The organism is Burkholderia latens, from assembly GCF_902499045.1.
In the GTDB taxonomy this organism is placed as follows: Bacteria; Pseudomonadota; Gammaproteobacteria; order Burkholderiales; family Burkholderiaceae; genus Burkholderia; species Burkholderia latens.
This window is the reverse complement of sequence record NZ_CABVPL010000058.1, coordinates 1-16,035: the sequence shown is the minus strand read 5'-3', so window position 1 is coordinate 16,035 and position 16,035 is coordinate 1. Positions and strand designations below refer to the sequence as shown.

The window sequence follows — 16,035 nt, the reverse complement described above, 5'->3', positions numbered from 1 at the left end:
GCGGCCGCTGCCGCCTACGAAACGTCATGATCAAACTGATCGTCGGCCTCGGCAATCCCGGGGCGGAATACACCGCGACGCGCCACAACGCCGGCTTCTGGCTGATCGACCAGCTCGCCCGCGAAGCCGGCGCGACGCTGCGCGACGAGCGCCGCTTCCACGGCTTCTACGCGAAAGCCCGGCTCCACGGCGAGGAAGTTCATTTGCTCGAGCCGCAGACCTACATGAACCGCTCCGGCCAGTCGGTCGTCGCGCTGGCGAGTTTCTTCAAGATCCTGCCCGACCAGATCCTCGTCGCGCACGACGAGCTCGACCTGCCGCCCGGCACCGTGAAGCTGAAGCTCGGCGGCGGCAGCGGCGGCCACAACGGCCTGAAGGACATCTCCGCGCACCTGTCGTCGCAGCAGTACTGGCGGCTGCGCATCGGCATCGGCCATCCGCGCGATCTGATTCCCGAAGGCGCGCGCGCCGGCGCGAAGCCGGACGTCGCGAACTTCGTGCTGAAGCCGCCGCGCCGCGACGAGCAGGAGGTGATCGACGCGTCGATCGAACGCGCGCTCGCCGTGATGCCGATGGTCGTCAAGGGCGAACTCGACCGCGCGACGATGCAGCTGCATCGCAGCTGACGCCCGCTGCACCGGCACGGTGCAGCTTGCCGTCGGGTCGCGCCGCACGGCGGCGCCCTTCCCCGCAATTGCGCACTGCAACGCGCACATGCGGTACTCTGGTCGTTTTTGCCCGTCAGGAGCCAAGCGGTGAGCCGTTACTGGAGCGACGTCGTTCAGCAACTCGTGCCTTACGTGCCGGGCGAACAGCCCGCGCTCGCACACCCCGTCAAGCTGAACACCAACGAGAATCCCTATCCGCCTTCGCCGCGCGTCGTCGCGGCGATCGCGCGCGAACTCGGCGATACCGGCGACACGCTGCGCCGCTACCCCGACCCGCTCGCGCGCGCACTGCGCGAGACGGTTGCGGCCCATCACCGGATCAACCCCGACCAGGTCTTCGTCGGCAACGGCTCCGACGAGGTGCTCGCGCACGCGTTCCAGGCGCTGCTCAAGCACGACCGGCCGCTGCGCTTTCCCGACATCTCGTACAGCTTCTACCCGACCTACGCGCGCCTGTACGGCGTCGAGACGACGATCGTGCCGCTGGCCGGCGACTTCTCGATCCGCGTCGAAGACTATCTCGACGACGCCGGCGGCGTGCTGTTCCCGAACCCGAATGCGCCGACCGGCCGCGCGCTGCCGCTCGCGGACATCGAGCGGATCGCGGCCGCGAACCCGTCGTCGGTCGTGCTGATCGACGAAGCGTACGTCGATTTCGGCGCGGAATCTGCGATCACGCTGATCGACCGCCATCCGAACCTGCTCGTCGTGCACACGACGTCGAAGGCGCGCTCGCTCGCGGGCATGCGCGTCGGGTTCGCGTTCGGCGATGCGGCGTTGATCGACGCGCTCAACCGCGTGAAGGACAGCTTCAACTCGTACCCGCTCGACCGGCTCGCGCAGGCCGCCGCGCAGGCGGCGTACGAAGACACCGACTACTTCAACGCGACCTGCCGGCGCGTGATCGACAGCCGCGCGCGGCTCACGCACGCGCTCGAGACGCTCGGTTTCGACGTCGTGCCGTCGGCCGCGAATTTCGTGTTCGCGCGCCACCCCGCGCACGATGCGGGCGCGATCGCGGCGAAGCTGAAGGATCGGGAAATTTTCGTGCGGCACTTCCGCGCGCCGCGCATCGACCAGCACTTGCGCATCACCGTCGGCACCGACGCCGAATGCGACGCGCTCGTCGCGGCCTTGCGCGACGTGCTCGGCTGAAACGGCAGCGGAAGCGGAGGCGGCAACTGCAGGAGGCTGCAGCCAAAGCCGAAGCTGAAGCGAAACCGGCGCCGAACGGCGCCGGCCGAGGAAACCGTGGCGTCGTGACGCCCGAGGCGTCACCGCAAGATTACTGCGCGTCGTCGCCTTTCGCGGCGATCAACGCGTGATACTTCTCCATCAACTGCGCGTGCGATTCGTCATGCTGCGGATCGCGCGGAATGCATTCGACCGGGCACACCTGCTGGCACTGCGGCTCGTCGAAATGGCCGACGCACTCGGTGCATTTCTTCGGGTCGATCACATAGATATCCGGGCCCATCGAAATCGCGCCGTTCGGGCACTCGGGCTCGCACACGTCGCAATTGATGCACTCGTCGGTAATCATCAAAGACATACTGATCTCACTTCTTCAGGCCGGCGGCCGGCTTCGGATCGAAACCGGCCGGCGCCGCGTCACGCGGCCGGGCCTCCCATCGCAGCGACCTTCTCGGTCAGCCACTTCTCGACGGACGGAAACACGAACTTGCTGACATCGCCGCCCAACTGCGCGATTTCGCGCACGATCGTCCCCGAGATGAACTGGTACTGATCGGACGGCGTCATGAACATCGTCTCGACGTCGGGCAGCAGATAGCGGTTCATCCCAGCCATCTGGAACTCATATTCGAAATCGGACACGGCGCGCAGGCCGCGCACGATCACGCGCGCGTTGTTGGTGCGGACGAAGTCCTTCAGCAGGCCCTTGAAGCCCATCACCTTCACGTTCGGATAATGGCCGAGCACCTCGTTCGCAATCTTCAGACGTTCTTCGAGCGAGAAGAACGGCTTCTTCGCGCGGCTGTCGGCGACGCCGACCACCAGCGTATCAAAAATGCTCGACGCACGCCGCACGAGGTCTTCGTGCCCGCGCGTCAGCGGATCGAACGTACCGGGATACACGGCGACTACCATGTCGCTCCTCCTGTCATCACGCAATCGGGGTGGCAGCCGTGCGACGCGCACGCCGCTGCCGAGATGGGCGTGCGTCGCCGTTGCAGCGCGCCGCCTCGTATGGAACGCGCATTATTCATCATTTTCGCGCCGCAGCAAATGATAGTGGACCGCACCGGCCTTGCCGTGCTTCACCACCTGCCAGCCCGCGAGCGCGTCGTGCGAAGCCGGTTCGAGCTCGGCGCCCGTCTCGACGTACAGCGCGCCATCCGGCGCGACGAGCGGAGCCGCGAGCGCGATCGCGCGATCGAGCACGGCCGGCTCGCCGAACGGCGGATCGAGGAACACGACGTCGAACGCGCCCGGCGTCAGCCCGGCCGCGAGCCGCAGCGCATCGGCTTCCGCGACTTCCACCGAGCGCGCGCCGAGCTTGTCCTTGATCGCGCGCAGCTGCTGTGCGGCGCGCGGATGGCGTTCGACCATCACGACGCTCGCCGCGCCGCGCGACGCGGCTTCGAAACCGAGCGCGCCGGTGCCGGCGAACAGGTCGAGGCAGCGCTGCCCGTCGAGGTCCTGGCCGAGCCAGTTGAACAGCGTCTCGCGCACGCGATCGGGGGTCGGGCGCAGGCCGTCGAGGTCGAGCACGGCGAGCGGCGTGCGTTTCCAGTCACCGCCGATGATGCGGATCGTGTGCGGCTTGCCGCGGCTGGCGGAGGCCGCCGGGCGGCCGGAAGAGGAACGGGACATACGGAATATCGACGACGGAGGGACCGGGTGCGCACGACGGCGCACCGCCAAACACGCGCACGTTACCACAGCGGCGGCGCCGGCTGACGCGAGTGCCGCGCCGCACTGATAAAATGCACGGTTTCGGCCGCCGCGCGCACACGCGGCGGCCCGTCCGGCGCTCCGCTGCCGCGGCGCCCCGCCCTCTTCCCGACGTCAGACCATGTTCAGCTTCTTCAAACGATTCAAGAAAACGCAGGAGTCCGACTCCGCGGAATCGCAATCGGCCGACGCGCAGCAGCCGGACGCGCCGTCCGACGCGCCCGTTGCCGAGCCCGGCCCGGCAGCCGCCGCGCCGCAAGCGCCCGCGCCAGCCCAACCGGCCGCGCCGGCCGTCGTGATGACGGTCACGCCCGCCAACGACGGCAGCGACGACGTCGTCGAAGCGGTGGAGATCGTACCGCCGCCGACCCAGGACGCATCGGCGAAGAAATCGTGGCTCGCGCGCCTGAAGTCCGGGCTCGCGAAGACGGGCTCGAGCATCACCGGCGTGTTCGTCAACACGAAGATCGACGAGGATCTGTATGAAGAACTCGAGGCCGCGCTGCTGATGTCGGACGCCGGCGTCGACGCGACCGAGTACCTGCTCGGCGCGCTGCGCGAGAAGGTGCGCACGGGCCGGCTGACCGATCCGCAGCAGGTGAAGGATGCGCTGCACGACCTGCTCGTCGAACTGCTGAAGCCGCTCGAGAAGTCGCTGATGCTCGGCCGCGCGCAGCCGCTCGTGATGATGATCACGGGCGTGAACGGCGCCGGCAAGACCACCAGCATCGGCAAGCTCGCGAAGCACCTGCAGAGCTTCGACCAGTCGGTGCTGCTGGCCGCGGGCGACACGTTCCGCGCGGCCGCGCGCGAGCAGCTGGCGGTCTGGGGCGAGCGCAACAACGTGACGGTGGTCCAGCAGGAAAGCGGCGACCCGGCCGCGGTGATCTTCGATGCGGTCAGCGCCGCGCGCGCGCGCAAGATCGACGTGATGATGGCCGACACGGCCGGCCGCCTGCCCACGCAGCTGCACCTGATGGAAGAGCTGAAGAAGGTGAAGCGCGTGATCTCGAAGGCGCACGACGGCGCGCCGCACGAGGTGCTCCTCGTGATCGACGCGAACACGGGACAGAACGCGCTCACGCAGGTGAAGGCGTTCGACGATGCGCTCGGCCTCACCGGCCTGATCGTCACGAAGCTCGACGGCACCGCGAAGGGCGGGATCCTCGCCGCGATCGCGCGGCAGCGCCCGGTGCCGGTCTACTTCATCGGCGTCGGCGAGAAGGTCGAGGATCTGCAGCCGTTCAACGCCGTCGAATTCGCGGACGCGCTGCTCGGCTGAACGCTGCCGGCCGCATCGTCATGGGCGCCTTCGGGCGCCCTTTTTCATGCGCGGCCGCACACCGTCGGCCGGCGGCCGCGGCGTTACTCGGCGTCGGGCTGCACGCCGGGCTCGGCAGCCTTGAACGCGTCGAGCGTCGACGCGTGATCGGCGATCCGCTGGATCGTCGGAAAGCGCGTCGTGTCGATCGAGAAGCGGTTCGCGTTGAACACCTGCGGCACGATGCAGATATCGGCGAGCGTCGGCGTGTCGCCGAAGCTCAGCTTGCCGGTGCGCGGATCGTTCGCGAGGCGCGTCTCCAGCGACGCGAAACCCGCTTCGATCCAGTGCCGGTACCACGCGTTCTTCGCTTCCTCCGGCACCTTCAGCGTGTGCTTCAGGTACTTCAGCACGCGCAGGTTGTTCAGCGGATGGATCTCGCATGCGACCTGCAGCGCGATCGCGCGCACGTATGCGCGGTCGACCGGGTCCTTCGGCAGCAGCGCCGGCTCGGGATGCGTTTCCTCTAGGTATTCGATGATCGCGAGCGATTGCTGCAGCGTCGCGTCGCCGTCGACGAGCGTCGGCACGACCGCATCCGGATTCAGCGCGCGGTACGCATCCTTCAGTTGCTCGCCGCCGTCGCGCAGCATGTGGACCGGGACCGTATCGAACGGCAGTTGCTTCAGGTTCAGGGCGATCCGCACGCGGTACGACGCGGAACTGCGGAAATAGCTGTAGAGCTTCATCGGGTGTCTCTCGTAGTGATATTCGGCCGGCGGCAGGGGGCGCGAGCTCCGCAGCGCATGCTCGGCGCCGCCGGGAACCCGAGTTTAGCGCGCCGCACCGCGTCGGCGCACGAGAACCGCGCGCTTGGCCGGGCCACGCCCGTGCGATACTCGGGGCATTGCCGACCGCTTACCGCGGCCCCGATGCCGGCCGCCGCCCCACGTTCCGATGACCGCTCCCCAAGACTCCGCAGCCTCGCCGTTCCCTTGCGCCCGCTTCATCAAGGAAATCGGCCGCGGCCCGAACGGCGCGCGTGCGCTGTCCGCCGAAGACACGTTCGAGCTCTATCGCGCGATGCTCGATGCGCGCGTGTCGGACGTCGAGCTCGGCGCGATCCTGATCGCCTATCGCCTGAAGGGCGAAAGCGCCGACGAACTGGCCGCGATGCTCGCCGCCGCGCAGGCGTCGTTCGAACCCGTGCACGTGCAGGATGCCGCGTTCCGCCCGGTGTCGATCCCGAGCTACAACGGCGCGCGCAAGCAGCCGAACCTGGTGCCGCTGCTCGCGCTGCTGCTCGCGCGCGAAGGCGTGCCGGTGCTCGTGCACGGCGTCGAACGCGATCCCGGCCGCGTGACGAGCGCGGAGATTTTCTCCGCGCTGTCGATCGCACCGTCGACGTCGCACGACGCGATCGAGGACATGCTCGCCGAGCGCCGCGTCGCGTTCGCGCCGATCGACGCGCTCGCTCCGCGCATCGCGCGGCTGCTGGCGCTGCGCGGCGTGCTCGGCGTGCGCAACTCCACGCACACGCTCGTGAAGATCCTGCAGCCGTTCGCGCCGGCCGGGCTGCGGCTCGTCAATTACACGCATCCGCCCTATCGCGACAGCCTCGCGGCACTGTTCCGCGACCATCCGGACGCCGCGCTCGGCGGCGCGCTGCTCGCGCGCGGCACCGAAGGCGAAGCGGTGGCCGACACGCGGCGCCAGGTGCAGGTCGACTGGCTGCACGACGGCGTGTGCGACACGCTGATCGAGGCCGAGCGTTCGTCGAGCGACGCGCCGCCGGTCGCGCTGCCCGAATCGCGCGACGCGGCGACCACGGCCGCATGGACGGACGCGGTGCTGCGCGGCGAAATCCCGGTGCCGGACACGCTCGCGCGACAGGTCGAAACGATCGTGCGGATCGTGCGGATCGCGGCGTGATCCGCCGGGCCGGCCCGTCGGTCGCGCCGGCCTTCCGACTGACCATTTGACACGCGCACGCATCCTGGCATAGAGTTGTCGTCATGCGTTCCTTTCCGAACACCCTCCGAATTACCTCCGGCCGCCTAGCGCGGTCGCTATCGCTACGACTAGCCTAAAGCTGTCTTAGCGCCGTGTGCTGTCCGCACGGTCCCTCCAGCAGTTCCTCGCAGCACCCTTCTCGCCGTTTTTACAACCCGAAGTCGTCAGCATTCGTCCGTCTATCCGTCGGCCGATTCGCGAAGATCATCCGCACCCGCAGCGCGTTTCCCGCGCCACGGTGCGAGGCAGCGCCAACCTGCGCCCTTGCCGCCCGTCTTCGCTCGCGACTTGAGACCCGAGGTCCCGAAGATGAAGCGCAACCCGCAAGACAAATACCGCCCGTTCGAGCCCGTCCGCATCAACGGCCGCCGCTGGCCCACCCGCACCATCGAGCGGGCGCCGGTCTGGATGAGCACTGACCTGCGCGACGGCAACCAGTCGCTGATCGAGCCGATGAGCATCGAGCAGAAGCTCGAATTCTTCGACATGCTGGTCGCGATCGGTTTCAAGGAGATCGAAGTCGGTTTTCCGTCGGCGTCGCAAACCGACTTCGATTTCGTCCGCAAACTGATCGACGAGAAACGGATTCCCGACGACGTGACGATCGAAGTGCTCGTGCAGTCGCGCGAAGACCTGATCGCCCGCACCTTCGACGCGCTCGAAGGCGCGCCGCGCGCGATCGTGCACTTGTACAACGCGATCTGCCCGTCGTTCCGGCGCATCGTGTTCGGGATGTCGAAGGACGACGTGAAGGCGCTCGCGGTGAACGGCACGCGCATGATCAAGGAACACGCGGCGGCCCGCCCGGACACCCACTGGACCTACCAGTACTCGCCGGAAACCTTCAGCATGACCGAACTCACGTTCGCGCGCGAGGTGTGCGACGCAGTCGCACAGGCGTGGCGGCCGACGCGCGATCACAAGATGATCGTCAACCTCCCGGCGACCGTCGAAGCGGCGAGCCCGAACGTGTTCGCCGACCAGATCGAGTGGATGGACCGCAACCTCGCGTATCGCGACAGCATCGTGCTGTCCGTGCATCCGCACAACGATCGCGGCACCGCGGTCGCGGCCGCCGAACTCGCGCTGCTCGCGGGCGCCGACCGCATCGAGGGCTGCCTGTTCGGCAACGGCGAGCGCACCGGCAACGTCGATCTCGTGACGCTCGCGCTGAACCTCTACACGCAAGGCATCGACCCGGGCCTCGACTTCTCGGACATCGACGCGGTGCGCCGCGTGGTCGAGCGCTGCAACCAGATCCCCGTGCATCCGCGCCATCCGTACGCGGGCGACCTCGTGTTCACCGCGTTCTCGGGCTCGCACCAGGATGCGATCCGCAAGGGCTTCGCGCAGCAGCGCCCCGACGCGGTGTGGGAAGTGCCGTACCTGCCGATCGACCCGGCCGACCTCGGCCGCAGCTACGACGCGGTGATCCGCGTGAACAGCCAGTCCGGCAAGGGCGGCGCGACGTTCCTGCTCGAACGCGGGATGGGCTTCACGCCGACGCGACGCGTGCAGATCGAATTCAGCCACGCGGTGCAGACGCTCGCCGACGCATCCGGCGAGGAAGTGACCGGCGATGCGATCTGCGCGCTGTTCGCCCGCGAATTCTTCGAGACCGACGGCCCGGCCGCGCGCCACGGCGACGGCGCGCGCTGGCAGAACCGCGACATCGCGGGCGCGGCGCCGGCCGGCGCGACGCCCGAAGACGCGGTCCAGCGCGCGGCCGCGGCGTTCGCGGCGGCGGCCGGCACGACGATCGACGTCGCGTCGTGCGAGCACGCGCGCACGGCGGATGGCCGGATCGCGGTATCGGTGGGCTGCCGGGTCGGCGATGCGCCGCTGCGGCACGGTGTGGGCGTACACGACGATCCGGCGAGCGCCGCGCTGGATGCGGTTGTCAGTGCGATCAACCGGTCGGCCTGGCATTGCGCCGACCGCCGCGCGGCGGCCTGACCGGCAAGGTTCGCTTCAGCGTTCGAACGTCAGCGAACGGTGCGCGACCGCCCGTGCGCCGCGCGATCCGCGCCGCACGGGCCAGCAAAAAGCGGCCCAGAAGGCCGCTTCGGTCGGGACATGAAAACGAGCGCCACGCGCGCTCATGTCTCGGTCGCGCACCGCGTCGCCTGCCATGCGAGCAGCCGCCACTGCCCGTGCTCGTGCGTGTGCACGGCCGTGTAGGCGATCGGAAACACGAGGCCGCCGTTGTTCGTTTCCATCTCGATCAACGCGCGCCCGGTCACGACGCAGGTGGCATCGCCGACGGGCAGCAGGTCCTGCGACTGGATCTCGATCTGGCGATAGCGGCGGCGGCCGGCGACGATGGCGTCGATGAACTGCTGCTTGGTTTCGCGTTTGCCGTTGGTGTGCACGAAGAACACCTTGTCCGACAATTGCGCGTCGAGCGCCTCGCCGTCCCCGTCGACCATCGCCCGGAACCGATCGCGCTCGAGCGCGCGAATCGCATCGACCACCTTCGCCATCGCCTGACTCCTCGGCAACGCGCCCGCCGTGCGCCGGCGTGCGGATCAGAAGTTGTACTGCACGTAGAACTGGTGGAAATTTATACCAGGATTCGGCTCTTTGATACCCGCGTTAGACACATGCTGGAAGCGGTAGCCGACCTGATACTGTTGCCGTTCGCCGAATTGCGCGCCGACGCCGACGACGTCCGCGAACTGGAACGACGTCGACAGCGACAGATTGTTCGAGATCGTCGGATGCGTGAGGAACCGGATGCCGGCGCCGGCTTCGACGAACGGGCGAACCTGGCCCGCGCTCTTGATGAAACGGAACATCGGCGTCGCGCCGAATTCGCCGATGTTGGCGTGCACGTTGCCGCCGGTGTGCCAGTAGCCGACATGACCTTCCAGCACGAACGCGAAGTGCCAGCCGCCGATTTCCCACCAGTTCCAGCCCGGATCCCAAACGACGCCCAGATCGGCCTTGTCGATCCCGTGGCGATCGGAAAACCCGCCGCCCGCCTGAATCCCCCACCGGTCCGCGAACGCGGCGCCCGATCCGCCAAGCAGGGACGCGGCCAGCAACGCATGCAGCGCAAGCCGGTTTCGCGGCCGGCGGTTCTTCTTATTGTTCATCTGACACTCCAACTTTACGGGTTGAATGGAGCCTTGCCGCAGCGGCCGGCCCGAGCGAACTGAATGGTATGGTAAAGGACTTTTCGGATCGGCATCGCGAAGCGAAATTGTTTGCTTCCAAAACTACAAAAATCGAAAACGTCTACTGATTACTATCGGAAACAAGCACTTACGGAACTTCGTACCGCCACCCCGGTCGCAAATTAGACTATCGACTCCAACGATTCGATAGAAAACCGGGAACTTGGATGCCCCCGTGGCCTCTAAGGAATTAGCACTCGAATTGCGGGAGTGCTAAGATGGGCCCCGGAATCTCATCCGAGACTACGGGTTCGTCCCTGATTCCAAAGGAGTTTTTAGTGAGCCACGCCCTGACCCTTCCGAACACCCTGAGCCCGACGCCGGCCAAGGCCGAATCGGCGGGCTCGCTCGCGCTCGCCCCTCATGCAATGTTGCCGGGCCAACTCGGCAACATCGACGCGTACATCCAGGCCGTCAACCGGATCCCGCTCCTGACCGCCGAAGAGGAACGCAAGTACGCGACCGAATTCCGCGAACACAACAACCTCGACGCGGCACGCCGCCTCGTGCTGTCGCACCTGCGGCTCGTCGTGTCGATCGCGCGCAACTATCTGGGCTACGGCCTGCCGCACGGCGACCTGATCCAGGAAGGCAACATCGGTCTGATGAAGGCGGTGAAGCGTTTCGACCCGGAGCAAAACGTGCGCCTGGTGTCGTACGCGATCCACTGGATCAAGGCCGAGATCCACGAGTACATCCTGCGCAACTGGCGGATGGTGAAGGTCGCGACGACGAAGGCGCAGCGCAAGCTGTTCTTCAACCTGCGCAGCCACAAGAAGAGCATGCAGGCGATGACGCCCGAGGAAATCGACGGCCTCGCGCAGGAGCTCAACGTCAAGCGCGAGGAAGTCACCGAGATGGAAACGCGCCTGTCGGGCGGCGACATCGCGCTCGAAGGGCAAGTCGAGGACGGCGAGGAGGCGTACGCGCCGATCGCTTACCTGGCCGATTCGCACAACGAGCCGACCGCCGTGCTGGCCGCGCGTCAGCGCGACATGCTGCAGACGGACGGCATCGCGCAGGCGCTCGACGCGCTCGACGCGCGCAGCCGCCGGATCATCGAGGCGCGCTGGCTGAACGTCGACGACGACGGCTCGGGCGGCTCGACGCTGCACGACCTCGCGGCCGAATTCGGCGTATCGGCGGAACGCATCCGCCAGATCGAAGCGAGCGCGATGAAGAAGATGCGCACCGCACTTGCCGAATACGCATAAGTTCGCGATTCAAAGCGTTTTACTCAAAACCGCTGCCCGCCAGGCAGCGGTTTTTTTTCGCCTGTCGTGTCGCCTCGCGCTTCATCTGTTAATCGACTGTACCGATCGGGTATCGTGCCGAATCCACGCCCTTCCGCATTACGTTGATCTACCTCAAGTTTTCGCCCGCAGTTCGCGACGGTCTGCCGCAGCGCGGCGCTCGGCACCGGAAAGCGGGCATTTTAAAATTGGCATGTCGGCTTATAAGAATTAAAACAACTTAACTGCCGTCATAAATCCGACGTAAAGTCGCCCCAAAACCAACGTAAATCGATTCAGGATTATTGCCTTGATCTCGATCAATAAAGAGCCCTCAGCGCCTTCCCCGCAGGCCGACGGCACGGCGCGCTGGCGCGCGCGCATTGCGGCGTGGGCACGCGGGCCGACCCTCGTGCGCGACATCACGCTGGTGCTGATCGTCAAGCTGGTCCTGCTGATGTCGCTCAAATACGCATTCTTCAATCATCCGCAGGCCGAGCACATGTCGCTGCCGCCTGCCGTCGTCGCCGAGAAGCTGCTCTCGGTGCCGGCGCCTGCATCCTCCGAGGGAGACCACCATGATAAGTAGCGAAGTCGTCGATCTGTCGCGTCTGCAGTTCGGCATCACGGCGCTCTACCACTTCCTGTTCGTGCCGCTGACGCTCGGCCTGTCCTGGCTGCTCGTCATCATGGAAGCCGTCTACGTGATGACCGGCAAGCAGGTCTACAAGGACATGACCCAGTTCTGGGGCAAGCTGTTCGGGATCAATTTCGCGATGGGCGTGACGACCGGCATCACGCTCGAATTCCAGTTCGGCACGAACTGGTCGTACTACTCGCACTACGTCGGCGACATCTTCGGCGTGCCGCTCGCGGTCGAAGGCCTGATGGCGTTCTTCCTCGAATCGACGTTTGTCGGCCTGTTCTTCTTCGGCTGGAACCGCCTGTCGAAGGTCAAGCACCTGATCGTCACGTTCCTGGTCGCGCTGGGCTCGAACCTGTCCGCGCTGTGGATCCTCGTCGCGAACGGCTGGATGAACAACCCGGTCGGCGCCGAGTTCAACTACCAGACGATGCGCATGGAGCTGACGAGCCTGTTCGACGTGCTGTTCAACCCGGTCGCGCAGGTGAAGTTCGTGCACACGGTGTCGGCCGGCTACGTGACGGCCGCGATGTTCGTGCTCGGCATCTCGTCGTGGTACCTGCTGAAGAAGCGCGACGTCGACTTCGCGCTGCGCTCGTTCGCGGTCGCGGCCGGCTTCGGCCTCGCGGCGACGCTGTGCGTGATCGTGCTCGGCGACGAATCGGGCTACACGACCGGCGAAGTGCAGAAGATGAAGCTGGCCGCGATCGAATCGGAATGGGAAACGCAGCCGGCGCCGGCGTCGTTCACGCTGATCGGCATCCCGAACCAGAAGGAAGAGCGCACCGACTACGCGATCAAGATCCCGTACGCGCTCGGCCTGATCGCGACGCGCTCGATCGACGAGCCGGTGATCGGCCTGCGTGAGCTCGCGAAGCACAGCGAGGAACACATCCACAGCGGGATGGTCGCGTACGGCGCATTGCAGAAGATCAAGGAAGGCGACACGAGCGACGCGACCCGCGCGCTGTTCGACCAGCACAAGCAGTATCTCGGCTACGGGCTGATGCTCAAGCAGTTCACGCCGAACGTGATCGATGCGACGCCGGAGCAGATCAAGGCCGCCGCGAAGAAGACGATCCCGCCGGTCGCGCCCGTGTTCTTCTCGTTCCGGATCATGGTGTTCCTCGGCTTCCTGTTTCTCGCGACCTTCGTCGCCGCGTTCTGGTTCTGCGCGCGCCGGCAGCTGCTGCAGGACAACCGCCGCTGGTTCCTGCGCTACGCGGTGTGGGCGATCCCGCTGCCGTGGCTCGCCGCGGAGTTCGGCTGGGTCGTCGCCGAGCTCGGCCGCCAGCCGTGGACGATCGCGGGCATCCTGCCGACGCATCTGTCCGCGTCGAGCCTGACGTCGACGGACCTGTACCTGAGCCTCGCCGGCTTCATCCTGTTCTATACCGTGTTGTTCGTCATCGAAATCAAGCTGATGTTCAAGTACGCGCGCCTCGGCCCGTCGTCGCTGCACACCGGCCGCTATCACCACGAACTGGCCGCCGCCCGCGAGCGCGCCGCGGTTTGAGCACGCCGTCGCAACCGAACAAGGAATCGCTATGGACTATGCAACTCTCAAGCTGATCTGGTGGCTGCTCGTCGGCGTGCTGCTGATCGGCTTCGCCGTCACCGACGGCTTCGACATGGGCGCGACCGCGCTGCTGCCGTTCCTCGGCAAGACCGACGACGAGCGCCGCATCATCGTCAACACGGTCGGCGCGACGTGGGAAGGCAACCAGGTGTGGCTGATCACCGCCGGCGGCGCGATGTTCGCCGCGTGGCCGCTCGTCTACGCGGCGTCGTTCTCCGGCTTCTACTTCGCGATGCTGCTCGTGCTGTTCGCGCTGTTCTTCCGGCCGGTCGGCTTCGACTATCGCAGCAAGCGGCCCGACCCGCGCTGGCGCGCGGGCTGGGACTGGGCGCTGTTCGTCGGCGGCTTCGTGCCGGCGCTGGTGTTCGGCGTCGCGTTCGGCAACCTGCTGCAGGGCGTGCCGTTCAAGTTCGACAGCGACCTGCGCGTGACCTATTACGGCGGTTTCTGGGCGCTGCTGAACCCGTTCGCGCTGCTCTGCGGGCTCGTCAGCGTCACGATGCTCGTCGCGCACGGCGCCGCGTTCATCAAGATGAAGACCGACGGCGCGATCGCACGCCGCGCGTCGATCGCGCTGCGCGTCGCGTCGTGCCTCGCGGTCGTGCTGTTCGTGCTGGCCGGCGTGCTGGTGGCCTCTTACGTCGGCGGCTTCCACATCACGCATGCCGCGCCGACCGACACGGTCGCGAACCCGCTGCTCAAGGACGTCGCCGCGGGTTCGGGCCTGTGGCTCGCCAATTACGGCGAATATCCGTGGATGATCGCGGCGCCGGTCGTCGGGATCGCGGGCGGCGTGCTCGCGCTGCTGCTCGCCGGCTCGAAGCAGGAAAAGACGGCGTTCTTCTGCACCGGCCTGATGATCGTGGGCGTGATCCTCACCGCGGGATTCTCGATGTTCCCGTTCATCATGCCGTCGTCGCTCGATCCGCGCAGCAGCCTGACCGTGTGGGATTCGACGTCGAGCCACATGACGCTGCAGGTGATGCTGTTCGCGGTGATCGTGTTCCTGCCGATCATCCTGATCTACACGAGCTGGGTGTATCGCGTGATGCGCGGCAAGGTCACGCACCAGTCGCTCGAAGAGAACAAGCACTCGATGTATTGATGCATTGAACCGGGCCGGGGCGCAGGCGCCCTCGCCCACCGTTTCGCAAGGAGTCGGATCATGTGGTATTTCAGCTGGATTCTCGGTATCGGCGTTGCACTGTCGTTCGGCATCGTCAACGCGATGTGGCTCGAAGCGCGGCACACATCGCAGGAAGCGCCGGCGCGCGCCCGCCGCGGCTGACGTCCGATACCGGCGCGGCGGACGAGCGGGCGACCGCACCGCCGCCGTCGCCGCCGTGTCGATCGAAACGAACCTCGCTCGATGCGAGGTTTTTTTCGTCCCGGTCGCGCGGATACGCGTGTCAGAGCGATGCCAATTTAGCGCCAGATTGATACCACTTGAATACCAATAAAAGGTTTCATAAGATCTTTCCACACGGCCGCTGGCAGGCCGCTTCCATTCGATGGGGGAGACATGCGAATCCCGGGTCTGGCGCGCGCCCGCGCGCCGGCGCGATTGCGCCGGCCATCGCCCCGTCGGCGCCGTAGCGGCTGTCGCTCGTCCCCGATGAACGCGCATCCGCGCCCGCACCGATTCGATCGGCACGCGTGCCCGCGCCCCGTTCCGTAATGCACGCGGTCCGCGTGCCGAACACGCCCGTTGCGATGTCGTCGCGCCGGGCGCTGGTGTCCCCGCAGCTCCGTTGAAAGACCCGACCGCAGCGACGTCGTCCCGCGATGCCGCTACGCCCCCTTTTGTCTGAGGAGTTCGAATGAAAAGCACGTTGCCTTCCCTGTTGACCGGCTTGCTGATCGCGGCACTGCTGCCGGCGGCAAGCTGCGCCGAGCCGGCGCAACCGGCCGCCGGTACGGTCGCCGGCACCGCCCGGGCCGCCACGCAGCCGGCCGATCTCGCCGCGCTGCTCGCGAACGGTCTCGCGCTGCGCGTCGCCGTCGACGACAATCACGCGGCCGCGGCCGGCGTGCCGTGTGCGGATCTCGGCGCCGACGGCGCGGCTTGCGCGACAGGCCGCCTGTTTCTGCAGAACCGCGGCCACCAGCCGATCGCCGACGGCGGCTGGAAGCTCTACCTGCACAGCATCCGCCGCCTGCTGCGGATCGACCGGCCGGGCTTCGCGCTGCGGCGGCTCACGGGCGACCTGTACGAACTGACGCCGCAGCCGGGCTCCGTGCGGCTCGCGCCGGGCGAACGCATCGCGCTGCCGTTCGTCGCCGAATACTGGATGCGGCGCTACAGCGACGCGATTCCGCGGCCGTACGTCGTCGTCGACGGTGCGCCGCCCGCCGTGCTGCGCTACAACGACACCGACGACGAGCTGCGCTACGTCGAATCGCTGCCGGCCGATGCGCAGAACAACTCGACCGGCAACGCGCCGCCGGTTGCCGCGCGGCCGGACGCGCGCCGCGCGCTGCCGAGCGTGAAGCGCGAGCAGCCGCTGCCCGGCGCGCTCGACCTGCGCGGCGTCGAGCTCGCGT

At 67.0% G+C, this 16,035-nt stretch carries 17 protein-coding genes; 11 read left to right on the top strand and 6 right to left on the bottom strand.

The window, feature by feature from the left end; genetic code table 11:
• Positions 1-26: 26 nt before the first annotated feature.
• Together pth and hisC are read left to right on the top strand one after the other, a co-directional pair.
• Positions 27-626, top strand: coding sequence for an aminoacyl-tRNA hydrolase (pth, locus tag BSE24067_RS28240; RefSeq protein WP_151066204.1), 600 nt, complete (start codon positions 27-29; stop codon positions 624-626).
• 129 nt (positions 627-755) lie between these two features.
• The gene (gene hisC, locus BSE24067_RS28235; protein ID WP_151066205.1) at positions 756-1,823 is read left to right on the top strand and encodes a histidinol-phosphate transaminase; all 1,068 of its coding nucleotides are present in this window, start codon (positions 756-758) and stop codon (positions 1,821-1,823) included.
• A gap of 130 nt (positions 1,824-1,953) precedes the next feature.
• On the opposite strand, the gene BSE24067_RS28230 is transcribed toward hisC, so the two are convergent.
• The 3 genes from BSE24067_RS28230 to rsmD all read right to left on the bottom strand — a co-directional run bounded on the left by BSE24067_RS28230 (position 1,954) and on the right by rsmD (position 3,503).
• Positions 1,954-2,220, bottom strand: coding sequence for a YfhL family 4Fe-4S dicluster ferredoxin (locus BSE24067_RS28230; protein WP_151066206.1), 267 nt, complete (start codon positions 2,218-2,220; stop codon positions 1,954-1,956).
• Between the two features lie 59 nt (positions 2,221-2,279).
• Complete coding sequence (coaD, locus tag BSE24067_RS28225; protein WP_006398238.1) at positions 2,280-2,777, bottom strand: pantetheine-phosphate adenylyltransferase; 498 nt, start codon at positions 2,775-2,777, stop codon at positions 2,280-2,282.
• Positions 2,778-2,888: 111 nt separating this feature from the next.
• Positions 2,889-3,503: a 16S rRNA (guanine(966)-N(2))-methyltransferase RsmD gene (gene rsmD, locus BSE24067_RS28220; RefSeq protein ID WP_151066207.1), complete on the bottom strand. Its 615-nt coding sequence runs from the start codon at positions 3,501-3,503 to the stop codon at positions 2,889-2,891.
• A 202-nt stretch (positions 3,504-3,705) separates the two neighbouring features.
• Here rsmD and ftsY point away from each other — a divergent pair, with 202 nt between their 5' ends.
• Entirely contained in the window at positions 3,706-4,866 is a 1,161-nt protein-coding gene (gene ftsY / locus BSE24067_RS28215) for a signal recognition particle-docking protein FtsY (protein ID WP_151066208.1), read from the top strand.
• 83 nt (positions 4,867-4,949) lie between these two features.
• Here the strand turns inward: ftsY and maiA are convergent, their stop codons facing one another.
• On the bottom strand, positions 4,950-5,594 hold the full coding sequence (maiA, locus tag BSE24067_RS28210; RefSeq protein ID WP_151066209.1) for a maleylacetoacetate isomerase: 645 nt from the start codon (positions 5,592-5,594) through the stop codon (positions 4,950-4,952).
• Positions 5,595-5,802: 208 nt separating this feature from the next.
• Here maiA and ybiB point away from each other — a divergent pair, with 208 nt between their 5' ends.
• Complete coding sequence (gene ybiB, locus BSE24067_RS28205) at positions 5,803-6,777, top strand: DNA-binding protein YbiB (protein WP_151066210.1); 975 nt, start codon at positions 5,803-5,805, stop codon at positions 6,775-6,777.
• 390 nt (positions 6,778-7,167) lie between these two features.
• A complete protein-coding gene (leuA, locus tag BSE24067_RS28200; protein ID WP_174904932.1) occupies positions 7,168-8,814 on the top strand; it encodes a 2-isopropylmalate synthase in 1,647 nt (548 codons plus the stop codon).
• Between the two features lie 143 nt (positions 8,815-8,957).
• Here leuA and BSE24067_RS28195 read toward each other — a convergent pair whose 3' ends face one another.
• Both BSE24067_RS28195 and BSE24067_RS28190 read right to left on the bottom strand, forming a co-directional pair.
• The gene (locus BSE24067_RS28195; protein ID WP_011886076.1) at positions 8,958-9,341 is read right to left on the bottom strand and encodes a nuclear transport factor 2 family protein; all 384 of its coding nucleotides are present in this window, start codon (positions 9,339-9,341) and stop codon (positions 8,958-8,960) included.
• 45 nt (positions 9,342-9,386) lie between these two features.
• Positions 9,387-9,956, bottom strand: coding sequence for an acyloxyacyl hydrolase (locus tag BSE24067_RS28190; RefSeq protein WP_151068627.1), 570 nt, complete (start codon positions 9,954-9,956; stop codon positions 9,387-9,389).
• Positions 9,957-10,315: 359 nt separating this feature from the next.
• On the opposite strand from BSE24067_RS28190, the gene rpoH reads away from it, so the two are divergent.
• The 6 genes from rpoH to BSE24067_RS28160 all read left to right on the top strand — a co-directional run.
• On the top strand, positions 10,316-11,251 hold the full coding sequence (rpoH, locus tag BSE24067_RS28185) for an RNA polymerase sigma factor RpoH (RefSeq protein ID WP_151068628.1): 936 nt from the start codon (positions 10,316-10,318) through the stop codon (positions 11,249-11,251).
• Positions 11,252-11,579: 328 nt separating this feature from the next.
• Entirely contained in the window at positions 11,580-11,858 is a 279-nt protein-coding gene (gene cydP, locus BSE24067_RS28180) for a cytochrome oxidase putative small subunit CydP (RefSeq protein WP_151068629.1), read from the top strand.
• Positions 11,848-13,428: a cytochrome ubiquinol oxidase subunit I gene (locus BSE24067_RS28175; RefSeq protein WP_151068630.1), complete on the top strand. Its 1,581-nt coding sequence runs from the start codon at positions 11,848-11,850 to the stop codon at positions 13,426-13,428. Before cydP ends, BSE24067_RS28175 begins: the two co-directional genes overlap by 11 nt.
• 31 nt (positions 13,429-13,459) lie before the next feature.
• On the top strand, positions 13,460-14,596 hold the full coding sequence (gene cydB / locus BSE24067_RS28170) for a cytochrome d ubiquinol oxidase subunit II (protein WP_151068631.1): 1,137 nt from the start codon (positions 13,460-13,462) through the stop codon (positions 14,594-14,596).
• Between the two features lie 60 nt (positions 14,597-14,656).
• Positions 14,657-14,779, top strand: coding sequence for a cytochrome bd-I oxidase subunit CydX (gene cydX / locus BSE24067_RS28165; RefSeq protein WP_151068632.1), 123 nt, complete (start codon positions 14,657-14,659; stop codon positions 14,777-14,779).
• A 532-nt stretch (positions 14,780-15,311) separates the two neighbouring features.
• A partial coding sequence (locus tag BSE24067_RS28160; protein WP_174904931.1) for a carbohydate-binding domain-containing protein occupies positions 15,312-16,035 on the top strand: 724 nt, incomplete at its 3' end.

Coding starts and splice junctions, on each gene's coding strand:
- coaD (WP_006398238.1), bottom strand. CDS start 2,777: ATGGTAGTCGCCGTGTATCCCGGTACGTTCGATCCGCTGACGCGCGGG.
- leuA (WP_174904932.1), top strand. CDS start 7,168: ATGAAGCGCAACCCGCAAGACAAATACCGCCCGTTCGAGCCCGTCCGC.
- ftsY (WP_151066208.1), top strand. CDS start 3,706: ATGTTCAGCTTCTTCAAACGATTCAAGAAAACGCAGGAGTCCGACTCC.
- ybiB (WP_151066210.1), top strand. CDS start 5,803: ATGACCGCTCCCCAAGACTCCGCAGCCTCGCCGTTCCCTTGCGCCCGC.
- cydB (WP_151068631.1), top strand. CDS start 13,460: ATGGACTATGCAACTCTCAAGCTGATCTGGTGGCTGCTCGTCGGCGTG.
- BSE24067_RS28230 (WP_151066206.1), bottom strand. CDS start 2,220: ATGTCTTTGATGATTACCGACGAGTGCATCAATTGCGACGTGTGCGAG.
- BSE24067_RS28195 (WP_011886076.1), bottom strand. CDS start 9,341: ATGGCGAAGGTGGTCGATGCGATTCGCGCGCTCGAGCGCGATCGGTTC.
- maiA (WP_151066209.1), bottom strand. CDS start 5,594: ATGAAGCTCTACAGCTATTTCCGCAGTTCCGCGTCGTACCGCGTGCGG.
- cydX (WP_151068632.1), top strand. CDS start 14,657: ATGTGGTATTTCAGCTGGATTCTCGGTATCGGCGTTGCACTGTCGTTC.
- pth (WP_151066204.1), top strand. CDS start 27: ATGATCAAACTGATCGTCGGCCTCGGCAATCCCGGGGCGGAATACACC.
- BSE24067_RS28190 (WP_151068627.1), bottom strand. CDS start 9,956: ATGAACAATAAGAAGAACCGCCGGCCGCGAAACCGGCTTGCGCTGCAT.
- BSE24067_RS28175 (WP_151068630.1), top strand. CDS start 11,848: ATGATAAGTAGCGAAGTCGTCGATCTGTCGCGTCTGCAGTTCGGCATC.
- rsmD (WP_151066207.1), bottom strand. CDS start 3,503: ATGTCCCGTTCCTCTTCCGGCCGCCCGGCGGCCTCCGCCAGCCGCGGC.